At 47.5% G+C, this 21,782-nt stretch carries 20 protein-coding genes and 2 pseudogenes; 7 read left to right on the forward strand and 15 right to left on the reverse strand.

The window, feature by feature from the left end; genetic code table 11:
• The first annotated feature begins 4 nt into the window (after nt 1–4).
• The 3 genes and pseudogenes from QZ331_RS07795 (at nt 5) to QZ331_RS07805 (ending at nt 2,954) form a co-directional block, all read left to right on the forward strand.
• Nucleotides 5–805: an ABC transporter permease gene (locus QZ331_RS07795; protein ID WP_294629367.1), complete on the forward strand. Its 801-nt coding sequence runs from the start codon at nt 5–7 to the stop codon at nt 803–805.
• Complete coding sequence (locus tag QZ331_RS07800; protein WP_294629368.1) at nt 799–1,584, forward strand: ABC transporter permease; 786 nt, start codon at nt 799–801, stop codon at nt 1,582–1,584. Before QZ331_RS07795 ends, QZ331_RS07800 begins: the two co-directional genes overlap by 7 nt.
• A gap of 33 nt (nt 1,585–1,617) precedes the next feature.
• Nucleotides 1,618–2,954, forward strand: a pseudogene (locus QZ331_RS07805) (ABC transporter substrate-binding protein).
• On the opposite strand, the pseudogene QZ331_RS07810 reads toward QZ331_RS07805, so the two are convergent.
• From QZ331_RS07810 to QZ331_RS07865, 12 genes and pseudogenes are all read right to left on the reverse strand, one after another.
• A pseudogene (locus tag QZ331_RS07810) lies at nt 2,951–3,073 on the reverse strand (helix-turn-helix domain-containing protein); the annotation flags it as partial. The pseudogenes QZ331_RS07805 and QZ331_RS07810 sit on opposite strands and share 4 nt — an antisense overlap.
• Nucleotides 3,074–3,118: 45 nt before the next feature.
• Entirely contained in the window at nt 3,119–3,820 is a 702-nt protein-coding gene (locus QZ331_RS07815; protein ID WP_294629369.1) for a DNA alkylation repair protein, read from the reverse strand.
• Between the two features lie 21 nt (nt 3,821–3,841).
• A complete protein-coding gene (locus QZ331_RS07820; protein ID WP_294629370.1) occupies nt 3,842–5,419 on the reverse strand; it encodes an ATP-binding protein in 1,578 nt (525 codons plus the stop codon).
• Between the two features lie 183 nt (nt 5,420–5,602).
• Nucleotides 5,603–6,919 (reverse strand): L-fucose:H+ symporter permease, encoded by a 1,317-nt coding sequence (fucP, locus tag QZ331_RS07825; RefSeq protein ID WP_294629371.1) that lies wholly within the window; start codon nt 6,917–6,919, stop codon nt 5,603–5,605.
• A 22-nt stretch (nt 6,920–6,941) separates the two neighbouring features.
• The gene (locus QZ331_RS07830; protein ID WP_294629372.1) at nt 6,942–7,334 is read right to left on the reverse strand and encodes an L-rhamnose mutarotase; all 393 of its coding nucleotides are present in this window, start codon (nt 7,332–7,334) and stop codon (nt 6,942–6,944) included.
• A 7-nt stretch (nt 7,335–7,341) separates the two neighbouring features.
• Nucleotides 7,342–8,772 carry a rhamnulokinase family protein gene (locus QZ331_RS07835; RefSeq protein ID WP_294629401.1) on the reverse strand — a complete coding sequence of 477 codons (1,431 nt, stop codon included), beginning with the start codon at nt 8,770–8,772 and terminating at the stop codon, nt 7,342–7,344.
• Between the two features lie 21 nt (nt 8,773–8,793).
• On the reverse strand, nt 8,794–9,432 hold the full coding sequence (locus tag QZ331_RS07840) for a class II aldolase/adducin family protein (RefSeq protein ID WP_294629402.1): 639 nt from the start codon (nt 9,430–9,432) through the stop codon (nt 8,794–8,796).
• Between the two features lie 158 nt (nt 9,433–9,590).
• Nucleotides 9,591–11,366 carry an L-fucose isomerase gene (fucI, locus tag QZ331_RS07845; protein ID WP_294629373.1) on the reverse strand — a complete coding sequence of 592 codons (1,776 nt, stop codon included), beginning with the start codon at nt 11,364–11,366 and terminating at the stop codon, nt 9,591–9,593.
• Between the two features lie 68 nt (nt 11,367–11,434).
• On the reverse strand, nt 11,435–12,430 hold the full coding sequence (locus QZ331_RS07850) for a GntR family transcriptional regulator (RefSeq protein ID WP_294629374.1): 996 nt from the start codon (nt 12,428–12,430) through the stop codon (nt 11,435–11,437).
• Nucleotides 12,431–12,632: 202 nt separating this feature from the next.
• On the reverse strand, nt 12,633–13,181 hold the full coding sequence (locus QZ331_RS07855) for a 30S ribosomal protein S16 (protein WP_294629375.1): 549 nt from the start codon (nt 13,179–13,181) through the stop codon (nt 12,633–12,635).
• Nucleotides 13,182–13,287: 106 nt separating this feature from the next.
• On the reverse strand, nt 13,288–14,577 hold the full coding sequence (locus QZ331_RS07860) for a Na+/H+ antiporter NhaC family protein (protein WP_294629376.1): 1,290 nt from the start codon (nt 14,575–14,577) through the stop codon (nt 13,288–13,290).
• 159 nt (nt 14,578–14,736) lie between these two features.
• Nucleotides 14,737–15,264: a DJ-1/PfpI family protein gene (locus tag QZ331_RS07865; protein ID WP_294629377.1), complete on the reverse strand. Its 528-nt coding sequence runs from the start codon at nt 15,262–15,264 to the stop codon at nt 14,737–14,739.
• 167 nt (nt 15,265–15,431) lie between these two features.
• On the opposite strand from QZ331_RS07865, the gene QZ331_RS07870 reads away from it, so the two are divergent.
• A complete protein-coding gene (locus tag QZ331_RS07870) occupies nt 15,432–15,779 on the forward strand; it encodes a helix-turn-helix domain-containing protein (protein ID WP_294629378.1) in 348 nt (115 codons plus the stop codon).
• A gap of 206 nt (nt 15,780–15,985) precedes the next feature.
• On the forward strand, nt 15,986–16,435 hold the full coding sequence (locus QZ331_RS07875) for a GNAT family N-acetyltransferase (RefSeq protein ID WP_294629379.1): 450 nt from the start codon (nt 15,986–15,988) through the stop codon (nt 16,433–16,435).
• Nucleotides 16,436–16,518: 83 nt separating this feature from the next.
• Here QZ331_RS07875 and QZ331_RS07880 read toward each other — a convergent pair whose 3' ends face one another.
• Genes QZ331_RS07880 through QZ331_RS07890 form a run of 3 tightly spaced genes read right to left on the reverse strand, consistent with a single transcriptional unit; the run spans nt 16,519 to nt 19,755 of the window.
• Nucleotides 16,519–17,127 (reverse strand): DJ-1/PfpI family protein, encoded by a 609-nt coding sequence (locus tag QZ331_RS07880; protein WP_294629403.1) that lies wholly within the window; start codon nt 17,125–17,127, stop codon nt 16,519–16,521.
• Nucleotides 17,128–17,174: 47 nt separating this feature from the next.
• The gene (locus QZ331_RS07885; protein ID WP_294629380.1) at nt 17,175–18,665 is read right to left on the reverse strand and encodes an altronate dehydratase family protein; all 1,491 of its coding nucleotides are present in this window, start codon (nt 18,663–18,665) and stop codon (nt 17,175–17,177) included.
• A gap of 25 nt (nt 18,666–18,690) precedes the next feature.
• Complete coding sequence (locus QZ331_RS07890) at nt 18,691–19,755, reverse strand: LacI family DNA-binding transcriptional regulator (RefSeq protein ID WP_294629381.1); 1,065 nt, start codon at nt 19,753–19,755, stop codon at nt 18,691–18,693.
• Nucleotides 19,756–20,007: 252 nt separating this feature from the next.
• Between QZ331_RS07890 and QZ331_RS07895 the strand changes: the two genes are divergently transcribed.
• Entirely contained in the window at nt 20,008–21,033 is a 1,026-nt protein-coding gene (locus QZ331_RS07895; RefSeq protein ID WP_294629382.1) for a sugar kinase, read from the forward strand.
• 37 nt (nt 21,034–21,070) lie between these two features.
• The gene (locus QZ331_RS07900; protein ID WP_294629383.1) at nt 21,071–21,739 is read left to right on the forward strand and encodes a bifunctional 4-hydroxy-2-oxoglutarate aldolase/2-dehydro-3-deoxy-phosphogluconate aldolase; all 669 of its coding nucleotides are present in this window, start codon (nt 21,071–21,073) and stop codon (nt 21,737–21,739) included.
• Nucleotides 21,740–21,782 lie beyond the last annotated feature (43 nt).

Here is a 21,782-nt window from a genome sequence, read left to right on the forward strand (position 1 = left end):
GGAAGTGAATAAGAGGTTTTTAGTCTTTTTGTCGTCGCGCAAGAGCTGGACGCTGCCTTACATTATTTTTTCGGCAATCTTTGTCGTCATTCCGTTGCTACTGATTGTCGTGTATGCATTTACCGACGACAACGGCCGTCTGACGCTTGCCAATTTTCAGAAGTTCTTCGAACATCCCGAAGCAATCAATACCTTTGTCTATTCGATAGGTATTGCCATTATCACCACCCTTGTGTGCATCTTGCTGGGCTATCCCGCCGCATGGATACTGAGCAACAGCCGTCTGAACCGCTCGAAGACGATGGTCGTCTTGTTTATTCTGCCGATGTGGGTGAATATTCTCGTGCGTACGTTGGCCACGGTTGCCCTGTTCGACTTTTTCAGTGTACCGTTGGGCGAAGGGGCGTTGATATTCGGTATGGTGTACAACTTCATTCCTTTTATGATTTATCCTATTTATAATACGTTGCAGAAGATGGACCACAGCTACATCGAAGCGGCGCAGGACTTGGGTGCCAATCCCGTGCAGGTCTTTCTGAAGGCAGTTCTTCCGCTCTCCATGCCGGGGGTGATGAGTGGCGTCATGATGGTATTCATGCCCACCATATCGACCTTCGCCATTGCCGAGCTGCTGACGATGAACAACATCAAACTCTTCGGTACGACGATTCAGGAGAACATCAACAACAGTATGTGGAACTATGGAGCGGCACTTTCGCTTATCATGCTGCTGCTGATTGCCGCCACTTCCTTGTTGGGCACAGACGATAAAGACAACTCAAACGAAGGAGGCGGACTATGGTAAAGAAACTATTTGCACAGGCTTATTTGTGGATATTGCTGTTGCTGCTTTATTCGCCTATCGTGATTATCGTTATCTATTCGTTTACCGAAGCGAAGGTGCTGGGCAACTGGACGGGTTTTTCTACCAAGCTCTACACCTCGCTCTTCACCACGGGCACGCACCATTCGCTGATGAATGCATTAGTAAATACGATTACCATTGCTTTGTTGGCTGCTACGGCGTCTACCCTGTTGGGCAGCGTTGCCGCCATCGGTATCTTTAACCTGAAATCCCGCTCGCGCAAGGCGATTGGCTTTGTCAACAGTATTCCTATCCTCAACGGCGATATCATCACGGGTATTTCGTTGTTCCTTCTGTTTGTCTCGTTGGGAATCACGCAGGGATATACCACTGTGGTGCTTGCACACATCACGTTCTGCACGCCTTACGTGGTGTTGAGCGTCTTGCCGCGTCTGAAACAGATGAACCCGAACATCTATGAGGCTGCCCTCGATTTGGGCGCCACTCCCATGCAGGCGTTGTGGAAAGTCATCGTGCCGGAGATTCGTCCCGGAATGATAAGCGGCTTCATGCTTGCACTGACACTCTCTATCGACGACTTTGCCGTGACGGTATTTACCATCGGCAACCAGGGATTGGAGACGCTCTCCACCTATATCTACGCCGATGCCCGCAAAGGCGGACTGACGCCGGAACTGCGTCCGCTCTCCGCCATCATCTTTGTGGTGGTGTTAGCGTTGCTTATTGTGATTAATCATCGGGCGGGAAAGAAGAAATAGTTCGCCTGTCGCTATCGTATAAAACTTGTAGTTATGAAGAGAATTATTCCTGTGCTCCTGTCGTTGCTGAGTCTGGCGGGATGTTACAATTCGGGCGAACCCCGCGAACGGGTTCTTAAAATCTATAATTGGGCGGATTATATCGGCGACAGTGTGCTGGAGGATTTCCAAGCCTATTATAAGGAGGAGACCGGTGAGGACATACGCATCGTTTACCAGACGTTCGACATCAATGAGATTATGCTGACCAAGATTGAGCGGGGACACGAGGATTTCGATGTGGTCTGCCCTTCGGAATACATCATCGAACGGATGTTGAAGAAACAGTTGTTGCTGCCTATCGACACGGCCTTTGCTCATTCTCCCAATTACATGAACAATGTGTCGCCGTTCATCCGTGAGCAGATTAATAAGTTGGGGCAGTCGGGCGAAGTTGCCAGCCGCTATGCGGTGTGCTATATGTGGGGTACGGCGGGTATCCTCTACAATCGTGCCTTTATCCCCGACTCGGTGGCAGCCTCTTGGAACTGCCTGTGGGACAAGCAGTATGCCGGAAAAATCTTGATGAAAGACAGTTACCGTGATGCCTACGGAACTGCCGTCATTTACGCGCACGCCAAAGAGTTGGAAGAGGCAGTGTGACGGTGGAAGAACTGATGAACGACTACTCTCCGCGTGCAATGGAACTGGCGGAAAGGTATCTGAAAGCGCTCAAACCCAATATCGCAGGCTGGGAAGCCGACTTCGGCAAGGAGATGATGACCAAAAACAAGACCTGGCTCAACATGACCTGGAGCGGTGACGCGATGTGGGCAATTGAGGAGGCTGATGCGGTGGGCGTTGACTTGGATTATGAAGTGCCCCGTGAGGGAAGCAATATCTGGTATGACGGATGGGTGATTCCCAAATATGCGAAGAATACGAAAGCCGCCAGTTACTTTATCAATTTTATGTGCCGGCCGGACATTGCCCTGCGGAACATGGATTTCTGCGGCTATGTAAGTTCGATTGCCACTCCCGAGATTCTGGAGGAAAAAATAGATACCACGCTTGAGTATTATGCCGACCTGAGTTATTTCTTCGGCGAGGGTGCTGACAGCATACAGATTGACAAGATACAGTATCCCGACCGTAAGGTGGTGGAACGCTGTGCCATGATTCGGGACTTCGGCGATAAGACGAAAGAGGTACTCGATATCTGGTCGCGTATCAAAGGCGATAATTTAGGCGTGGGGATTACAATTCTTATTTTTGTGGTCGTTGCCTTGATGAGCGGCTGGATGGTATATAAGAAGTGGCAGCGTTACAGTCGCCGGAAGCAGCAAAGGCGGCGGAGTAGAAGGAGAAGGGAGAAGAGAGAGGGGCGTTAATGCAATTTCCCCTCTGTAAATTGTTTCCGGTATTTGGATGGTGATATTCCTATGGTATGAGTAAATACCCGCACAAAGTGGGGGAGGTCGTTAAATCCGACAGTGAAACAAATCTTTGTACCGCTGAAGTAAGAACAGGTACCTCCCTTTTTTGTCTGTAATCATTATCGCCGTTTCATTGTTCGGAGCAGGTCTTTGGTCTCTTTGTCTATGCGGAGGGATTCGATGGTTTTCTGCAATGCTTTGTTATATGTCCAGTTATCCAACTTGCTTTGCTTGAGATATTCCATTGTCTTTTCAGGAAACTTGACGTAGCAGCCGGATAGTAGCCAGGCCATAGCCATTCGTGCGTAATAGGCTTCGTGGCAGAAGGTGTCTGCGTATGTCAGCAGGGTGTCGATGTGGTCTTTATCCACATAATGGAAAAGCATTACTATGCCGAAACGTATTTCAAACTCTTTGGAAGAGGTGAGGTACGGTTGGATAAGTTGCCACATGATTTCTGTGTTTTTCCTGACGGCAATTTTCAGTTCACCGCAGAAGATGTCGCACACAGCCCAGTTATCGATGCGCGGGACGAACATCCGTATATACTTTATTCGTTCGTCTGTTTCCATATGCGCCCGTCCGATAATCATTCCCTGAAGCATTGTTTCTTCGTAATAGCGGGTGTCCGTTGCTTCTACCAACGTACGCCAGTCGTCTCTTTGGGCAATTTCTTTTGCCAATGTCCGTAGTTGCGGGATACGTACACCGAGGATATTCTCACTGCCGGGCACTAAGGCGGAATGAAATTCCTTATATTTGGTGTCTGCTAAGGTTTGCAATTCTTTTCGGATGTGTTCCGGTTTGGATAGTTTGCTCATGTTCAGGTAAAGATGTTTTTGTTATTCTTGTACAACCAACCATTCTCCCAAGTTCCTCTTTTCGGCATCAAAAGCAACGCCGACTTTTACTAATTGCCTGCCGTCTACAGTATAGGGCAGGAGGTAACCTTTGTCGTCAATTTGCTGTAAGGCTTCTTGGGTAGTGCCGTACAGTTTGAATTCGAATATGTAAATATAATCCGCAGTCTTTACGATGGCATCGGCACGTCCGGTAGCAGTACGAATCTCTGCTTGGGTGAACTGTCCCATCAGTTTGAAAACCAGGTAGAATACCACTTGGTAGTGACGTTCCGTTTTAGTGTTCAGTTCGTAAGGGAAGTCGGCGAAGAAACAGGTCAGGCGGGTAAGGAAAGCCTCTACGTCGCCACTGCGTAGTTCGCGGACGAACTTACCGATATAAAAAGATGTATCAGTGGACGCTACCGGAGTATAGAAAGGTGCGGCAAAATTAAGAAAACCGTATTTCACCTCTTCATTCGGAAAGCCCAGGGTATATTCGCGAAATTCGTTGTTGTATGCTTTTATAGTCAGATATCCGCTTTGATAAATCATCGGAACAGGGTTGCTGATGTTCCCCCTATTGTCACTCAATGAGGCGGCGGATACTTCAATGCCTTCGAGTTGCCGAAGGTCGAAATCCGTCTTTTTCAGCATCTCTACCAAAAAAGTAGGAGTTCCACTGGCAAACCAGTAGTCACCGAACCGTGATTTTGAAAGTGCACTAAGTACACTGAAAGGATTGTACATCGGGGTAAATTCCTTTTCCGGAGTGAAACGGTAACCGTCGTACTGGAGGGTCAGTTGTGCTATTGCTTGCTTGTAAGTTGTTTCCGTCTGTTTTGCCAATGCGTGCAATTCCGGTACAAATGTGGCTTCGATTTCTTCACACGTCATTCCGCAAAGTGTGTTGTATTCAAGGTCGAAGCTGATGTCATTCAACTGATTGAGTGTGCTGAATATACCCATTTGTGCAAACTTGGTCACTCCGGTGATAAAGACAAATTGAAGGTACCGGTCGGCATCTTTGAGCACTGTATAGAAAGCAGTTAACGTTTTACGGAAATCATCCTGTAAGTCGGGATTGTCGAGTGTTTGGAGCATGGGTTTATCATACTCGTCAATAAGTACTACAACACGGCGTCCGGTCTGTTCATAAGCACGTTGGATGATAGTGGAAAAACGTCCGGAATATGTCATTGTACCTTTGTTAACGCCATACTTTGTTTCCCAGTTTTCCAATTGCAGTTCAAGTATTTTCTCTAATCGTTCGCGGCTGTCATATTTTTCGGCATTTAGGCTTAAGTGTAACACCGGATATTCATACCAATGCTGCTCCAACTGCTCGATGGCAAGCCCTTTGAACAACTCTTTCTGTCCTTTGAAGTAGGCTTCGAAGGTAGAAAGCAACAAACTTTTTCCGAAGTGTCGGGGACGGCTGAGAAAACAAGGGATACCTGCTTGAGCCAGGCGAAACACAAGGGCTGTCTTATCTACATACACGAATCCTTCTGAACGAAGTTTTTCAAAACTTTGTATCCCTATCGGGAGCTTGCGGAACGTATTCACAGGTATATTCATAACGACCATTAGTTTGAATAGAACAATACTATAGGCAAAGGTAACAAAACATTTGTATATTACGTAATGAAAAACCTGTAATATTGGCGGCAGGTATCTATACAGACACGGATTACACGCAGCTCACTTGAGACCGTGAGACCACGTGTAATCCGTGTGTTGAATAAAAGCAGTAGGTGTATTTTACCAGTTCCTTTTCATCGTCCGATAGCCATAGGCAGTGATTACGAGGAAGCACACTAAAGGCAGGATGAAAGAAACGTTGACGGCCGGCAACCAGGCGATATCTTTCATATCGATGATGCACGCCTGCAACGGAGGAAGTACGGAACCACCTAAGATAGCCATGATAAGTCCGGCTGCTCCGAATTTTGCGTCGTCGCCAAGTCCTTTCAGGGCAATGCCGTAGATGGTGGGGAACATCAAGGACATACAGGCGGATATTGCTACCAGGCAGTAGATTCCATAGATGTTTTGCAGGAAGATAGCGCCCAACGTGAATCCTCCTCCGAAGATTGCGAGAATCATCAGTAGCTTGCCTGCATTGAGATAGCGTAGGATAAAGGTACAGATAAAGCGGCTGATGCAGAAAATAACCATTGCGATGATGTTGTACTGCTGCGAAAGAACCTCTGCGCTCTTTTCATCCATACCGAACTCCGGCGACATGAACAGGCGTGTACCGTATTGGATAATGAACGTCCAGCACATGATTTGTGCGCCTACATAAAAGAATTGGGCGATGACACCTTCGCGATAACGGGTTTGGGTAAAGATGCGTTTCAGTGTCGGGAAGAAATCGATGTTGTGGTTCAGGTCTCCGCTTTTCGGCATTTTTACGAAACGTATCAGCAGCAGCATTGCCACGATGATTAACCCGATGGTGAGGTAAGGGGCGATTAAGACACTGAGGTCACTCTCTTTGATGGCCTGAAATTCAGTTTCATTGAGCAAGGCACGTTCCTCGCTGCTCATGGGATGCAGTTTGGCTTGGATAAACTGCATGGCTACATACATTCCGAGGAGCGAACCCATCGGATTGAACGATTGCGCGAGGTTCAGACGGCGGGTAGCAGTCTCTTCCGTTCCCATTGAGAGGATATACGGGTTACAACTTGTTTCGAGGAAAGAAAGTCCGCAGGTCAGGATAAAGTAGGCAAGCAGGAACGGATAATATTCCCCCGTCATTTTGGCAGGGAAGAATAAGAAAGCTCCGAAGGCGTACATACCGAGTCCTAACAGCACACCGGCTTTGTAGGAGAAACGGCGGATGAACATTGCCGCCGGGAAAGCCATCGCGAAATATCCGCCATAGAAGGCTACCTGCACCAGTGCGCCGTCGGTTGCGCTCATACGGAAGATTTTGGAAAATGCTTTCACCATCGGATTGGTGATATCGTTGGCAAATCCCCACAACGCAAAACAAGAAGTAATGAGAATGAAGGGGATAAGATAACTGACACCATCTTTGGATAAGATGGACTGTTTTGTTGGTTTCATGGTTCTTTCTGGTTGTTTATTATTAGGTAGTGTACAAGTGAAACATTCTCTCCATCGGTTTCCATTTCTCCGCCGAACTCATTCCGGGAGCGGCTTGCTGGAAGACAGCCATATATTCCTCCCATTCCTGTTGTCGGGGGAGAGTGTTCAGGCGTGCCATTGCCGTATCCCAGTCAAAGTCGAGCGGCGTTTCTACAATCATGAACAGGCGTGTGCCGTGAATATAAATTTCCATTTCGAGGATACCTACTTCGCGGATGCCTGCAAGGATTTCGGACCATACTTCCCCCTTGCTGTGTCTTTTGCGGTATTCGGCAATCAATTCCGGAGAGTCGCGCAAATCAAGCGTCTGGCAGTAGCGTTTCACGGGTACTTGGTAAGATTGGACTTGATAACCGTTTTGAGGTGTTTCCATATACTTTTTATTTTTTAGGGTAATACACTTGTGATGTAACACTGTGTGTTACGATTTCTCTCAATGCTCGAAGGTCGGCAATTTCCCCTTTGGCCATCGCCTGTGTCAGAATATTGCCTATTGCGGTAGCTTCTACAGGACCGGCGTATACGGGAATACCGAGTTCGTCGGCTGTCAGTTGGTTGAGCAGTTTGTTCTGCGAACCTCCTCCGATGATATTCAACTGTCGAATCGGGGAGGGGAGACAACGGTTGAGTTGTTCCACTGCCTGCCGGTATTTGAACGCTAACGACTGGAGCACGCATCTGACGATTTCCGCTTTATCCTGTGGAACCTGGAATCCGTGCTTCCGACAATAGTCAAGAAGGGCGGTTTCCATATTTTCCGGGTTCATAAAGGCATCGTCGTCAACCGGAATGATGGTGTCAATCCCAGCCTGTTCAGCCTGTGGGATGATGGTGTCGTAGCTTTGTTCTTCTCCGCGTGCTTTCCATTCGCTCATTAGGCGTTGCAGAATCCACAATCCGGTGATGTTCTGCAAGAAACGGATGCGGCCTCCCACACCGCCTTCGTTGGTAAACTGAGCCTGGCGAGCCTCTTCTGTCAATATCGGTTCGTCTGTTTCTACTCCCAACAGTGACCAAGTGCCCGAACTGAGGAAAGCAATGGGATATTCCGTGGCGGGAACGGCAGCTACGGCACTGGCGGTATCATGCGACCCTACTGCGATGACGTCTACGGCACCCAATCCCGTTTCGCGGGCAATTTCCTCTTTCAGTGTACCTCTGATTGTTCCGGGAAAGACGATTTCGCCGAACAGATGTTCGGGAAGTCCTAAGGCGCGGATAGTAGGGACAGACCAGGCGCGTTGGCGTGCGTCAAGCAATTCGGAAGTAGAAGCGATGCAGTATTCGTTGTTGGCTACTCCCGTCAGGAAATAGCTGAAGAGGTCGGGCATGAATAAGAGTCGGCTGGCAAGTTCCAGTTGGGTCTCTTGGCGCATCTTCATGCTGTAGAGTTGGAACAGCGTATTGATTGCCATTACCTGGATTCCGGTGTCGGCATAGTGCGCTTGTTCGTTCAGAATTTTGAATACTTCCGCCGGCATTCCCTCTGTCCGTGCATCCCGGTAGCAAACCGGATTTCCTAACAGGTTGCCATATTTGTCAATCAGCCCGAAGTCTACTCCCCAGGTGTCGATACCGATTCCTTGTACGTTGTATCCTTTTTGTGCCGCCAGTTTAAGCCCCGTTTTCATCTCTTCAAAAAGAGCGGGGAAGTCCCAGTAAACATGATTGCCGAGTTTTACCTGGCGGTTGGGGAAACGATGTATCTCTTCCAGTACCAACTTTCCGTGCAGGAGGGAGCCGGCGATGACTCGCCCGCTTCCTCCTCCAAAGTCGGCTGCTAAATATGTGTTTCTGATGGTATCTTTCATCATATAGGGTATGTACGGAGGTTATTTTGTTTTCTTTCCTAATACATAGATTTCCAAATCTTCAATCTCTTCCGGTGTCAGTACGGAATAATCGCCGCCGGACTGAACGATGATGCGGCAAGCCATTTCAAAGAAAGTGGCACGTTCGTATACTTGGTCGAAGTCTTTGCCGCAGACTACCTGGCCGTGGTTGGTCAGCAACACGGAGTTGTGGTTCAGCATGGCTTCCACTACCGCTTTGGCAAGTTCCGGAGAGCCGGGGCGGTAATAAGGAATGACGGGAATTTCCGAACCTATATGGCAGGGTATTTCGGCTGTTACGTTGAAGTTGGTCGGCTTGTTTTTCATGCAAGAGACGGCTGTGGCATATTCTGACTGGAAATGGAGCACTACATTCACGTCCGGACGCTCGCGGAGAATACCCAAGTGGAAAGTACTTTCCATCGAAGGTTTTACGCCGTTGGTCGGTGTTCCGCTGGCGATATTGCAGATGGAAACTTTCTCTTTGTAAAGGTTGGGAACCCAAGAACCCGTGCCGGAAATCAGTGCTTCTTCGCCGATTCTCCATGAAAGGTTACCGCTGCTGCAAAGCATCAGTTTGGCGTCTCCGTAGCGATGTGCTTGTTCTATGAATTGTTCGATATGTTCGTTGGTAATCATCATTGCAAAGATAAAAAAATAGAATTAAGTAGGTCGAAATTATTTTTATTTAGACAAACGAACAAAAGAACATAAGGTCGGTGTTAATCGAAGATTCATAGCCGTTTTATTGAAGTTGTTTCATCTTTCATCCTTATGTTCTTTTGTCTCTGTTGAAATTATTTATAGATAGGACCGTAAGTGGTGCAAGCTCTGTAGTCAGCTCCTTCCTTATCCATGCCGAATGCATTCCAAGCAGCCGGACGGAAGATTTCGGTGTCCTCTACGTTGTGCATACATACGGGAATGCGGAGCATGGAAGCGAGTGTGATTAAGTCCTGGCCGATATGTCCGTAGCTGATAGCACCGTGATTGGCTCCCCAGTTGTTCATTACTGAATATACGTCTTTGAAAGCCGGTTTATCGCACAAGCGGGGTACAAACCAAGTGGTAGGCCATGTCGGGTCAGTACGCATATTCAGTTTTTGGTGGATTTCAGCATCTATTTCCACCGTCCATCCTTCTGCGATTTGCAATACGGGGCCGAGACCTTTAATCAGGTTCAGACGCATCATCGTGACAGGCATTCCGCCTTTTGACAGGAAGTTGGAAGAGAAACCGCCGCCGCGGAAGTAATCGCGGTCTGCCGGATACCAGGTTGTTGCTTTCAAGCAGTTTTCCACGTCAGCATCGGTCAGGTTCCACGGTTCTTTCATTACGGGGTTGCCAGCTTCGTCTGTAGACTGTCCCGAACCATCGAGAGTGGTTGCTCCGGAGTTGATAAGGTGGATGATACCGTTGGCGGCCAAGCCCGTCAGTTCTTTGCCCGTCACACGTTTCACGGCTTCGGGGCTCCAGTAGGTACGTACGTCGGAGAATATTTGTGCGCGGTTGGTCAACAGGTGTCCGAACAACATGGCGATGCCGTTACAAGCATCATTTTCGGTAGCTACCACAAATGCTTCGCGTATTCCGTTCCAGTCGAAAGAGGTATTGAGCAGCGCTTCGGGGTAGTCGCCGTTCGGGTAGAAGTCCGTCCATTGGCGTTGACCCTGGAAACCGGCTGCGATGGCGTTGTGTCCCAGCGCTTCTTCCTTGAATCCCATTTCTTTCAGTTTGGGGTTACCGGTCATAAGGTCGCGCATGATGATGGTCATTTTCACGATAAATTCCCAGTCGGCGTCTTTCTGCTCGCGCGTCTTGCGTTTTTCGGGACGGTTCTTGAAGTCGTCTCCTTCGTTTACTTTGCAATGTTGTTCTGTCCACGCCATTGCTTTCGCATATTCTTCTTGGTCGTAAATACCTTCGTCCATACGGCGGATGATTTCCGTAAGGTCGATGGATTCATTGCGCATACCCAGATATTCTTGGAAGAAATCGGGGTTGACAATAGAGCCGGCGATACCCATAGATACGCTACCCATCGACAAATAGGATTTACCCCTCATGGTAGCTACTGCCTGTGCGGCACGTGCAAAGCGAAGAATCTTTTCCGCTACGTCTTCGGGGATGGTGTTATCGTCCAAATCCTGCACGTCGTGTCCGTAAATACCGAATGCGGGAAGACCTTTCTGTGCGTGTCCTGCCAGTACGGCTGCCAGATATACCGCACCCGGACGTTCGGTTCCGTTGAATCCCCAAACGGCTTTCGGATAGTAGGGGTTCATGTCCATTGTCTCAGCGCCGTAGCACCAGCAGGAAGTTACGGTGATGGTAGAACCCACGCCTTCTCTTTCGAACTTTTCGGCACACGCCGCGCTTTCGGCTACACGGCCGATGGTGCTGTCGGCAATGACGCACTCTACCGGACTGCCGTCGCCGTTTTTCAAGTTGCTGCTGATTAACTCGGCTACTGCTTTAGCCAGATTCATTGTCTTTTCTTCAAGGCTTTCGCGAACGCCGCCCTGGCGACCGTCGATAGTGGGACGAATCCCGATTTTCGGATACTTCTTCATGATTTCTTTATGAATTATATAGTTAATTGATATCTGTGCTGAACTATGCTGATTATGTGACAAAAAAATTAAAGCGACTTCCGGAGCCTGACCTCCGTAGGCAGGTACTTCCGTATAGGCGCATCATTAAGAACGAAGTTGGCCGCTTCGTTTCCCATCATCTCCCAATCAATGCTCAATGACGTGATTCCCTCGTCAATAACTTCGTAAGAAGGGATGTCGTTGTAGGCAAGCAGACCGAAATCTTTTCCACATTTCAGCCCTTCGCGTCTTCCCAGTTTTACCACCTTTACCACATCTTGTTGCTTGATGGCGATGTAGGCCGTTTCTTTCCGTACCACCAAGTCTTCGATGTCTTCCTCTATCTCGTACAGGAACCCTTGCTCGTAGCAGAAGCGGATGAAATATTCTTTGCTGCTTTGCGGATGTTTCAGCCCTTGTGAGAACAGGAAAACGATTTGGCGGTATTTATGCATTCTGTCTTTCAGCGTCATTAGTGCCTGGTAGAATCCTTCGTCGAAGTCTTGACAGATGTGGAAATACTTGTCTTTCTTGAATTTGCCGAAGTCGAGCAGTAATAACCTGCCGGGTTGAATTTTATTCAAGGCCGTGCTGAATTTCTCATTGTCGAAATTCATCACTATATATTTGTTGTATTTTCCTGTCGATTCACGGATAATGGTATTGAATAGCCGTTCGTTGTATTGGTGAAACAGCAGGTCTACTTTGTGATTGATGGGCAGACGTTTCACAAAACTGTTGTACAATGCTTCCTTGAACGGAGTATATTGGTCGAGCAGTAAGAGTACGTTAGTCACCTGGCTTGTTACATAATACCCTTTGCCGGGGGTAGAGTCAATCAATCCCCGCTCGCGTAAATCGAGGAAGGCTTTGAATACGGTATCGCGTGATACTCCATATTGTGCGCTTAGCCGATTGATGGAAGGCAAAGAATCTCCTTCGCGGAATTCTTTTCGGGAGATGGCTTGGCTGAGGGCGTCTGCCAATTGCGTTACCTTGCTTACCTGTTGTCCGAATGTTGCTTTCCTATCCGTTCGTCTCATACTGTTGTTATAAGTGATGACTGTGCTGAACTATGCTGATGCAAAGTAAGGCATTTTATTTTAAATAAAATAAATTATTTGTTATGTTTTAGAGCATATTTCATCTGTGTTGCTTTGGGGTGAACAAAAAAAATCCCCTCCGGCACAACACCGGAGAGGATTTATCGCTTTTTCCTGATTTCTTGTTCGGAATCTGCCGAAATTATTCAGCAGCAGCTTCTGTTGCAGGAGCTTCCTCAGTCTGGGCTGCTTCTTCTGCGGGTGCTTCAGCAGCAGCTTTTGCAGCTTCTTCAGCAGCTTTCTTTTCAGCGAGTGCTTTTGCTTTCACTTCGTTTACTTTCTTTTCTGCTTCCAAACGTGCTTTTGCTTCAGCTTTCTTAGCTTCGTCTTGTTTTGCCTTCAAAGCAGCCAAACCTGACTGTTTGTTGTTTTTCCAAGCCTCGAATTTAGCTTCTGCTTCTGCTTCTCCGAATGCGCCTTTTGCTACACCGCCCAAAAGATGTTTCTTCATGTAAACTCCTTCGCGAGAAAGAATGTTACGTACAGTGTCAGTCGGTTGTGCACCTTTCAGTACCCATGCCAATGCAGCTTCGAAATTCAAATCTACTGTAGCAGGATTGGTGTTGGGGTTGTAAGTACCAATCTTCTCAATAAATTTACCATCACGTGGTGCTCTGCTGTCTGCAATTACAATTGAATAGAACGCGTAACTTTTACGTCCGTGTCTCTGCAATCTGATTTTAGTTGCCATTTTTACTAATTGTTTTTAATGATTGATTTGAATTATGCCATTATCTCGTAATAGCGGGCACAAAGATACGGCTTTTCTTTTGATTGACAAACATTTCGCCTTTTTTTTACGAATATCGTTTCGGATATCGCAGCAGGATGGCGAGCAAAGCGCAAGTTCCCATCGTGAATGGGTAATAGAGATTGCCGATGATGCTGATAGGTGAGATGTTGGCAAGTCCTGCCGCAATCAGCATTTGTGCTCCGTAGGGGATGACGCCTTGTATCAGACAGGAGAACGTGTCGAGGATACTGGCGGTTTTTCTCCGGTCGAGTTGGAACTTCTGTGCAATGTTGCGGGCGATGGGGCCGATGGTGATGATGGCAATGGTGTTGTTGGCGGTACATAGGTTGGCGATGCTGACTAAGGCGGCGATACTCAACTCCGCGCCTCGCTTGCCGTTGACGTGGCGCGTCAGTTTCCGGATAATGAAATCGATGCCGCCATTGTAGCGGATAGTTTCCAGCATACCGCCTGCCAGTAGTGTGATGATGATAAGTTCTCCCATTCCCGTTATCCCGCTCCCCATTGCTCCGAACCAGTCGAAAACTCCGAAACTTCCAGTAGCGATGCCGATAAGGCCGCTTGCCAATATACCTATAATTAATACCAACATTACATTCAAGCCGGCAATGGCTGTCCCCAATACGATGATATAAGGTATCACTTTCATCCACTCGATGGTCTGCACCTGAGGGGTGGCGGTAATGGATAATCCCCGGAAGATATAAATGCCCAGTACGGCGATGGCTGCCGGAACCACAATCATGGAGTTTACACGGAACTTGTCGCGCATTTCGCATTCCTGCGTTTTCGTTGAGGCGATGGTAGTATCCGAAATAAACGAGAGGTTATCTCCGAAGAAAGAACCGCCGACCACCACAGCTACCATAAAAGGAAGGGCTATCTCCGTCTTTTCCGCCAGTCCGACGGCAACAGGAGTAAGGGCGACAATGGTCCCTACGCTGGTTCCGATGGATAAGGAGATGAAGCAGGCGGCGATGAATATTCCTGCCAGCAGCAGGTTGTCGGGGAGAATGTGCAGCGTCAGGTTGACGGTCGCGTCAATGGCTCCCATTTGTTTGGCACTTTGTGCAAAGGCGCCGGCGAGAATGAATATCCATATCATCAGAAGGATGTTCTTGTTGGCAGCTCCCACGGAGAACTGATGGATGCGTTGTTCCAACTTCAATCCTTTGGTAATGGCGATGGCATAGCACGAAGAAACGAGGAAAGCCACCGTGATAGGTACTTTATAAAAGTCGTTTACAAGGATGGAAGTCACGAGATAAAGGCAGAGGAATACGAGCAACGGGCTTAACGCCCACCAGTTTCCGATACGTTTTTCTTCAGTCATAATAAGATGTAGCCGTTTTTTGTTTTCTATTTTTTAATGCGGCTGCAAAAGTAGTGTTTTTCGGAAGAAGTCGCAAATGTATGGATGAGCCCCGGTGACTTACGAACCTCCTCCGCCTTATTCTGACAGAAACAAGGCGGGGGAGATTTCCGTCCTGTTTTACTTCAATGCTTCAATTACTTGCGGCAGCATGGTCCAAATGCTGTTTTCATCCTGTGCCGTAAAGAAGTTGCCGTCTGTCTCCGACTGCTCGTCGGTGGCTGTTCCATTTTGAATGGCCGTTTTTGCCAACGGGTGAACTGCCACTTTCTTCCCTCTCGTGATGCCCGCAATGTCGAACATCATTGCGGCTGCACAGTGTCCAATCATTATTTTCCCCTTATTACCGAAAGTACTGATTATTTCCATTAAATCTACATTGTAGGGCTTGTCCGCATTCTGCCGAAACACGGGTACGGCGTCGCCACAGGCGAAAACAAGTGCGTCGAATTCCTCTTCGTGCCCTTCCAGGCCGGCGATTACATCATCTGCCGTAAGGCCGATTCCTGAATTTGTCCGAATCTCCTTCGTATCCGCTACGGCAAATACTTTGTATGAAATGCCATTCTCAAAAAACGCTTCCAAGTATTGGAATAATCCGCAACCGTTGACCGGGTTGACTGCTACAACTGCTACTCTTTTTACCATAATCGTAATTATTAAAATGAAACAATAGTTATTTTTAGTAAGTTTATTACTTTTGTGCTGCAAATGTATTCCCCTTTTCAAAGAAATGCAATAACGCACCTCTGAATAAGGAAGTTACACGGAAGTAACCATTGCTGTAAGTCAATCGAATGTAAAACGTTAAAAAGATGAAAAACTTTCACCCGACAGGAAATTGCCCCGTAAGGGATGTTCTCAGCCGCTTGGGAGACAAATGGTCGATACTGGTGCTCGTCACTTTGAAGGCCAACGGAACCATGCGTTTCGGCGATATTCATAAAACGATTGAGGATGTTTCTCAGCGAATGCTGACGGTGACTCTCCGCACGCTTGAGTCCGACGGACTGGTGGAGCGGAAAGTGTATGCGGAGGTGCCCCCTCGCGTGGAATATACGCTGACGGATATGGGAAGAACGCTGATTCCTCATATCGAAGGTTTGATAGGGTGGGCTTTGGAGAATATGAAGGCCATCTTAGCGCATAGAGAGAATGTTTAGTGTGGTGACTTCTTCCTGCACCATTACTTGTCGGAAGATGATTCGTCAGGGATGTTTTTTTCGTTCCATTGTAGTTGCCTTTGCGTTCCACTATAGTGGAACGCAAGGATAACTATAGTGTTCCGTTCGTCCCACTATAGTGGAACGAAAAAAAAGCAGCAGGAAAAGATAGTCCGATTAGGCTACGTATAAAATTGAAAAAGGAAATGGAAATAAAAAAAGTAATCTCGGATAAAAAAGAGTTTCTCAACCTCTTGCTCCTTGCCGATGAGCAGGAGGATATGATAGACCGCTATTTGGAGCGTGGTGATATGTTCGTGCTGTACGACAACGGACTGAAAGCTGTCTGTGTGGTGACTTGCGAGGGGGAGGGCATTTATGAAATCAAGAATATCGCTGTTGTGCCTCTCTTCCAGCGTCGGGGATACGGGAAGCGTTTCATTGAATTTTTGTTCGGATATTATCGGGGGAAGTGCACGGAGATGCTGGTAGGTACGGGAGATGTGCCTTCTACCGTATCTTTCTACGAACATTGCGGGTTCGCAATTTCTCATCGCGTGAAAAATTTCTTTACCGACAATTACGACCATCCGATTTATGAAGATGGCAAGCTATTGACGGATATGGTATATTTGAAGAAGGCATTTCTCCAATAGGTGTAATAAATGTGCTTTGAGATGGTGTATCGGAGTTCACCACAGAATTTTAAAGTTTCTGTGGTGAACTCCGATGCACTGCCTTAATGGGGCAGGAAGCTGCAAAGTCCTTGCTTGTAGAACTGATAATACATTTCTATACGTTCGGGCGTATCGTTTTCGAGCAGCAGGAGCATTTCTTTCGCAAATTCGAGCGTTGCAGAACCGTTTGCTGTCACAATCTTGTTGTCGCAGACTGCTTGGGCATGGATATATCCGGCCGGATTCGTATAGTTTTCACCTCCCCAAAGTTTCAGTTGTTCCAGCCCGTTGCCGGTGTGTTTTACTGCATTGAGGAATCCGTGCTTTGCCATAAATGAAGCTCCGTTGCAGATTGCACCGACAATCCTGCCTTTCTCAATGGCTTGTCTGACCATCGGCACGACCTGTTCGGCAATAGGAGTACTCCATCCGAATCCGCCGATAAGCACCAGCGCTGCATAATCGTCGGGCATCGTGTCGAACGAATAATCGGGCAATGTGTGGAAGCCTCCTATGGACTTGACCGGCTCCATTGTCGGGGCTACGGTCTTATTGATATACTTCGGATGCTCTTTCAGTGCAAATTCATCGGAGGCGATGGCTTGTGAAAGATATACTATCTCGTGTGCCGCGTAATCCGGCAAAAGGATATAGAGAATTTCGTTGTTCATCATTTATATTCTTTATTTGTTTTTGCGAAAGTAAAGTATTTTTTAATTTATAGGGTTACTCCCGTCTTGAATATGGCAATTTCGCGATAGCCTTTCTTTTCGTTGTTGACAAACTCGCCGCTTGCCACTCTGAGGATGTACTCAATGAAGCGTTCGCAAGTTTTCTCCATCGGTTCGTTTTCTACGATGATACCTGCGTTGAAGTCAATCCATCCCGGCTTGTTCTTTGCCAACGTCGAGTTGGTGGAAATCTTCATGGTCGGGACGAAAGTGCCGAATGGTGTTCCCCGTCCGGTAGTGAAGAGTACCATATGGCATCCGCTCGCCGCAAGGGTGGTGGCTGCTACTAAGTCGTTGCCCGGAGCCGAAAGCAGGTTAAGCCCTTTCTTTTGCAGGCGTTCGCCGTAAGGCATCACGCCCGACACGTAGCTCTTTCCGCATTTCTGTGTGCAGCCCAATGCTTTTTCTTCTAAAGTGGAGATACCGCCGGCTTTGTTTCCTGGAGACGGGTTTTCGCCCACAGGTTCTCCGTGAGAAAGGAAGTACGCTTTGAAATCGTTAATCAGATGCACCGTCTGCTCAAACAATTCCCTGTTTTCGCAACGGTTCATCAGGATGGTCTCCGCACCGAACATTTCCGGCACTTCGGTCAGTACGCTTGTACCACCTTGTGCAATCAGAAAGTCGGAGAACATACCTAGCAAAGGATTGGCCGTAATACCGGAGAAACCGTCGGAACCGCCGCATTTCAGCCCCACGCGCAATTCGGACAAAGGAACATCGGTGCGTTCGTCCTGAGATGCTTGCGCATACAAACCGCGCAGGATTTCCATTCCTTCTTCGTATTCGTCGCCTACTTTCTGAGTTACCATGAATTTCACGCGGTCTTCGTCATACGCGCCTAAGAATTCGCGGAACACATCCGGCTGGTTATTCTCGCATCCCAAGCCTACCACAAGCACTGCACCCGCGTTGGGATGGAGCACCATGTCGCGCAGAATCTTCTTCGTGTTTTCGTGGTCGTCGCCAAGTTGCGAGCAGCCGTAGTTGTGCGGAAAAGCCACGATGGCATCTACGCCTTTGCCTTCGGTCTCGCGGCGCAACCTTTCGGCCAACTGGTTGACAATACCGTTCACGCAACCTACGGTGGGGATAATCCATATCTCGTTTCTTACACCCACGTCACCGTTTTTGCGACGGTAGCCTTTGAACGTAAGGTCTTGGCGGGCAATATCCAAAGAGACTTGAATCGGATTGTAGGTGTACTCCAACAATCCGGCGAGGTTGGTCTTGATATTCGTTTCATTCATCCAGTCTCCTTGCTGCCTGTCAGTTGTGGCGTGTCCGATGGGGTAGCCGTACTTAATTACATCTTCTCCTGCTGCGAAATTCTTCAAGGCGAATTTGTGTCCGGCGGGGATGTTTTCGTTCAGCGTAATCTCAATGCCCTCTATCGAAAGATGCTCTCCTGCCGGGAGGCTGACAATGGCAACGGCAACGTTGTCGGCAGGATTAATTCTTAAATACTTTGTTTCCATACGATGTACTTGTTCTATTTCCTTGTTATTTGCTATGATAATAGTCGATGGTTTCTACCGTCAACAAGTCGATGGGCATATAGTTGATGCAAGTCACCTCTTTCTTGAAGATGAGATGGTCGCAGAGAGCCTTTATACCGTTGGCGCCTTGTAATTCCGGTTGCTGGGCAATGAGGAAAGAGACAGAACCTTCTTTCAGACAAGCGACATTCCGTTCCAAAAGGTCGTAGCCTATCAGGTTGAAGTCTTTCTTTCCCTGACTTTGCAGATATTCGCCCACGATGTAGACTTTCGAGTTGAAGGTGATTCCGTTTCTCACTGTCGGGTGGGTGCGGAAAAATTCGTCAAGCATCTTGTTGTCTTCGTCGTTGCGTTCGGCGTGCAAGTCAAGCTCCAGTATATTACAAGACGGATGATGTTCTTTCATGTACTGCCTGAAACCGATTTCTCTGTTCTCCTGCTGATTGGAACCTACGATTCCTTCGTGTATTTTACGGAAAATAACAATCTCTTTCTCGTCACGTGCCAGCAACATAGTCATCCGTGCGGCAAAGTAGCCGCTCTGATGCGGGTTCTGTCCGAAGAAGGCGAGGGGAGGCACATCTTTGATGTTGGAGTCTATATATATACAAGGTATATCCAATGCTTGCAGCCGGTCTGTAAATCCCTTTGTATATTGAGGAGCGGTGGGGGCTACCATCACCCCGTCAGGGTGAAGTTCTAAGATTGCTTCGCTTGCGTTGACAAACGAATGATAGTCGTATGGATCGTAATAGTTGATTTTTACCGAGGTGTTGAAATCCGAATAGGCGGCGATGGCGTCGTGGATACCCTGTTCTATGGCTGTCCAGTATTCGCCTTTCAGATGCTTGGGAAGCAGGCATATAAACGTATATTTCTTATTGGAAGCCAGGGCACTGGCATACATATTGGGTTGGTAGTCGAGCTGCTTCAGGATTTCTTCCACGCGTTTCTTACTTGCTTCCGACACTCCGCTGCGTCCGTGAATAACCCGGTCTACTGTTCCCACCGATACATCCGCCAGGCGGGCGATGTCTTTGATTCTGATTCTTTCAGGCAATTTGTTCATACAATGACCTATTTTATAATAAGTATGTGTGCTCGCACACAATAATAATCTTAATATTTATTCTACAAATATATGACAATTTTTGTAATTACGAAAATTGTTGTATCTTTGTGCCCGCACACGAAAGATATGTTGTACTTTTTATTTCGCGGTTTAATAAGCATATTATCAGTGCGTTAACTGTAAAATGGATGTGAAATGATAAATTGTAAGTCTATAATATTAATAATTTAGAAATTAAAACATAAAATTATGGGAAAGAAAGTCGTTACATTAGGCGAAATCATGCTTAGATTGTCAACTCCGGGTAATACTCGTTTTGTTCAATCCGATTCTTTTGATGTAGTATATGGTGGTGGAGAAGCGAACGTGGCTGTAAGCTGTGCCAACTACGGACATGACGCTTATTTCGTAACTAAATTGCCGAAACACGAAATCGGACAGTCTGCCGTTAACGCACTGCGCAAATATGGCGTTAAGACTGATTTTATTGCTCGTGGTGGCGACCGTGTTGGTATCTACTATCTCGAAACCGGAGCTTCCATGCGTCCCAGCAAGGTTATCTACGACCGTGCTCACTCTGCTATCGCCGAAGCTGATGCTGCCGACTTCGATTTCGATGCTATCATGGAAGGTGCCGATTGGTTCCACTGGTCGGGCATCACTCCCGCCATTTCCGACAAGGCTGCCGAACTGACCCGCCTGGCCTGCGAAGCTGCCAAACGTCACGGAGTGACTGTTTCTGTCGACTTGAACTTCCGTAAGAAACTGTGGACGAAAGAAAAAGCACAGTCCATCATGAAACCGTTGATGCAGTTCGTCGACGTGTGCATCGGCAACGAAGAGGACGCTGAACTTTGTTTGGGCTTCAAACCGGATGCAGACGTTGAGGCAGGTCACACTGACGCCGAAGGTTACAAAGGCATCTTCCAGCAGATGATGAAGGAATTCGGATTCAAATATGTGGTTTCTACATTGCGCGAATCTTTCTCTGCTACTCACAACGGCTGGAAAGCTATGATTTACAATGGCGAGGAATTCTATACTTCCAAACGTTATGATATCAGCCCGATTATCGACCGTGTAGGTGGTGGTGACTCCTTCTCCGGTGGTATTATCCACGGTTTGCTGACTAAACCCAACCAGGGTGAAGCGCTTGAATTTGCCGTAGCTGCATCTGCACTGAAACACACCATCAATGGTGACTTCAATCTTGTTTCCGTAGAGGAAGTGGAAGCATTGGCCGGTGGTGATGCAAGTGGCCGCGTACAGAGATAATTTGGAAGTTTTAAAAAAACAGATAGTAAATAAGAAAATGGCAAAATTTGATAAAATAGCCGTACTGAATAAAATCGGCTCCACAGGAATGGTTCCTGTATTCTATCACAAAGATGTGGAAGTTGCAAAAAAAGTAGTAAAGGCTTGTTATGACGGTGGTGTTCGTGCTTTTGAATTTACCAACCGTGGAGACTTCGCACAGGAAGTATTTGCGGAAATCGTAAAGTTTGCAGCTAAGGAATGTCCGGAACTGGCAATCGGTATCGGTTCTATCGTTGACCCGGCTACTGCTGCCATATACTTGCAATTGGGTGCTAACTTCGTAGTAGGCCCGTTGTTCAACCCCGAAATCGCTAAGGTATGCAACCGCCGGTCGGTAGCTTATACGCCGGGTTGCGGTTCTGTATCCGAAGTCGGTTTTGCTCAGGAAGTAGGTTGCGATCTTTGTAAAGTATTCCCGGGCGATGTGTACGGAACCAACTTCGTAAAAGGCCTGATGGCACCGATGCCGTGGTCCAAACTGATGGTAACGGGTGGAGTGGAACCTTCTAAAGAAAACCTGACGGCTTGGATTAAAGCCGGTGTATTCTGCGTAGGTATGGGCTCTAAGTTATTCCCCAAAGACAAAGTGGCGGCAGAAGACTGGGCTTATGTAACGGCTAAATGCGAAGAGGCTCTCAGATATATTGCGGAGGCTCGTAAGTAAGATTGGAAATTTCAAAAATGTCTCAAGAGGGTTAGTTAGTTTG

Source organism: uncultured Bacteroides sp. (assembly GCF_910586915.1).
Classification (GTDB): Bacteria; Bacteroidota; Bacteroidia; order Bacteroidales; family Bacteroidaceae; genus Bacteroides.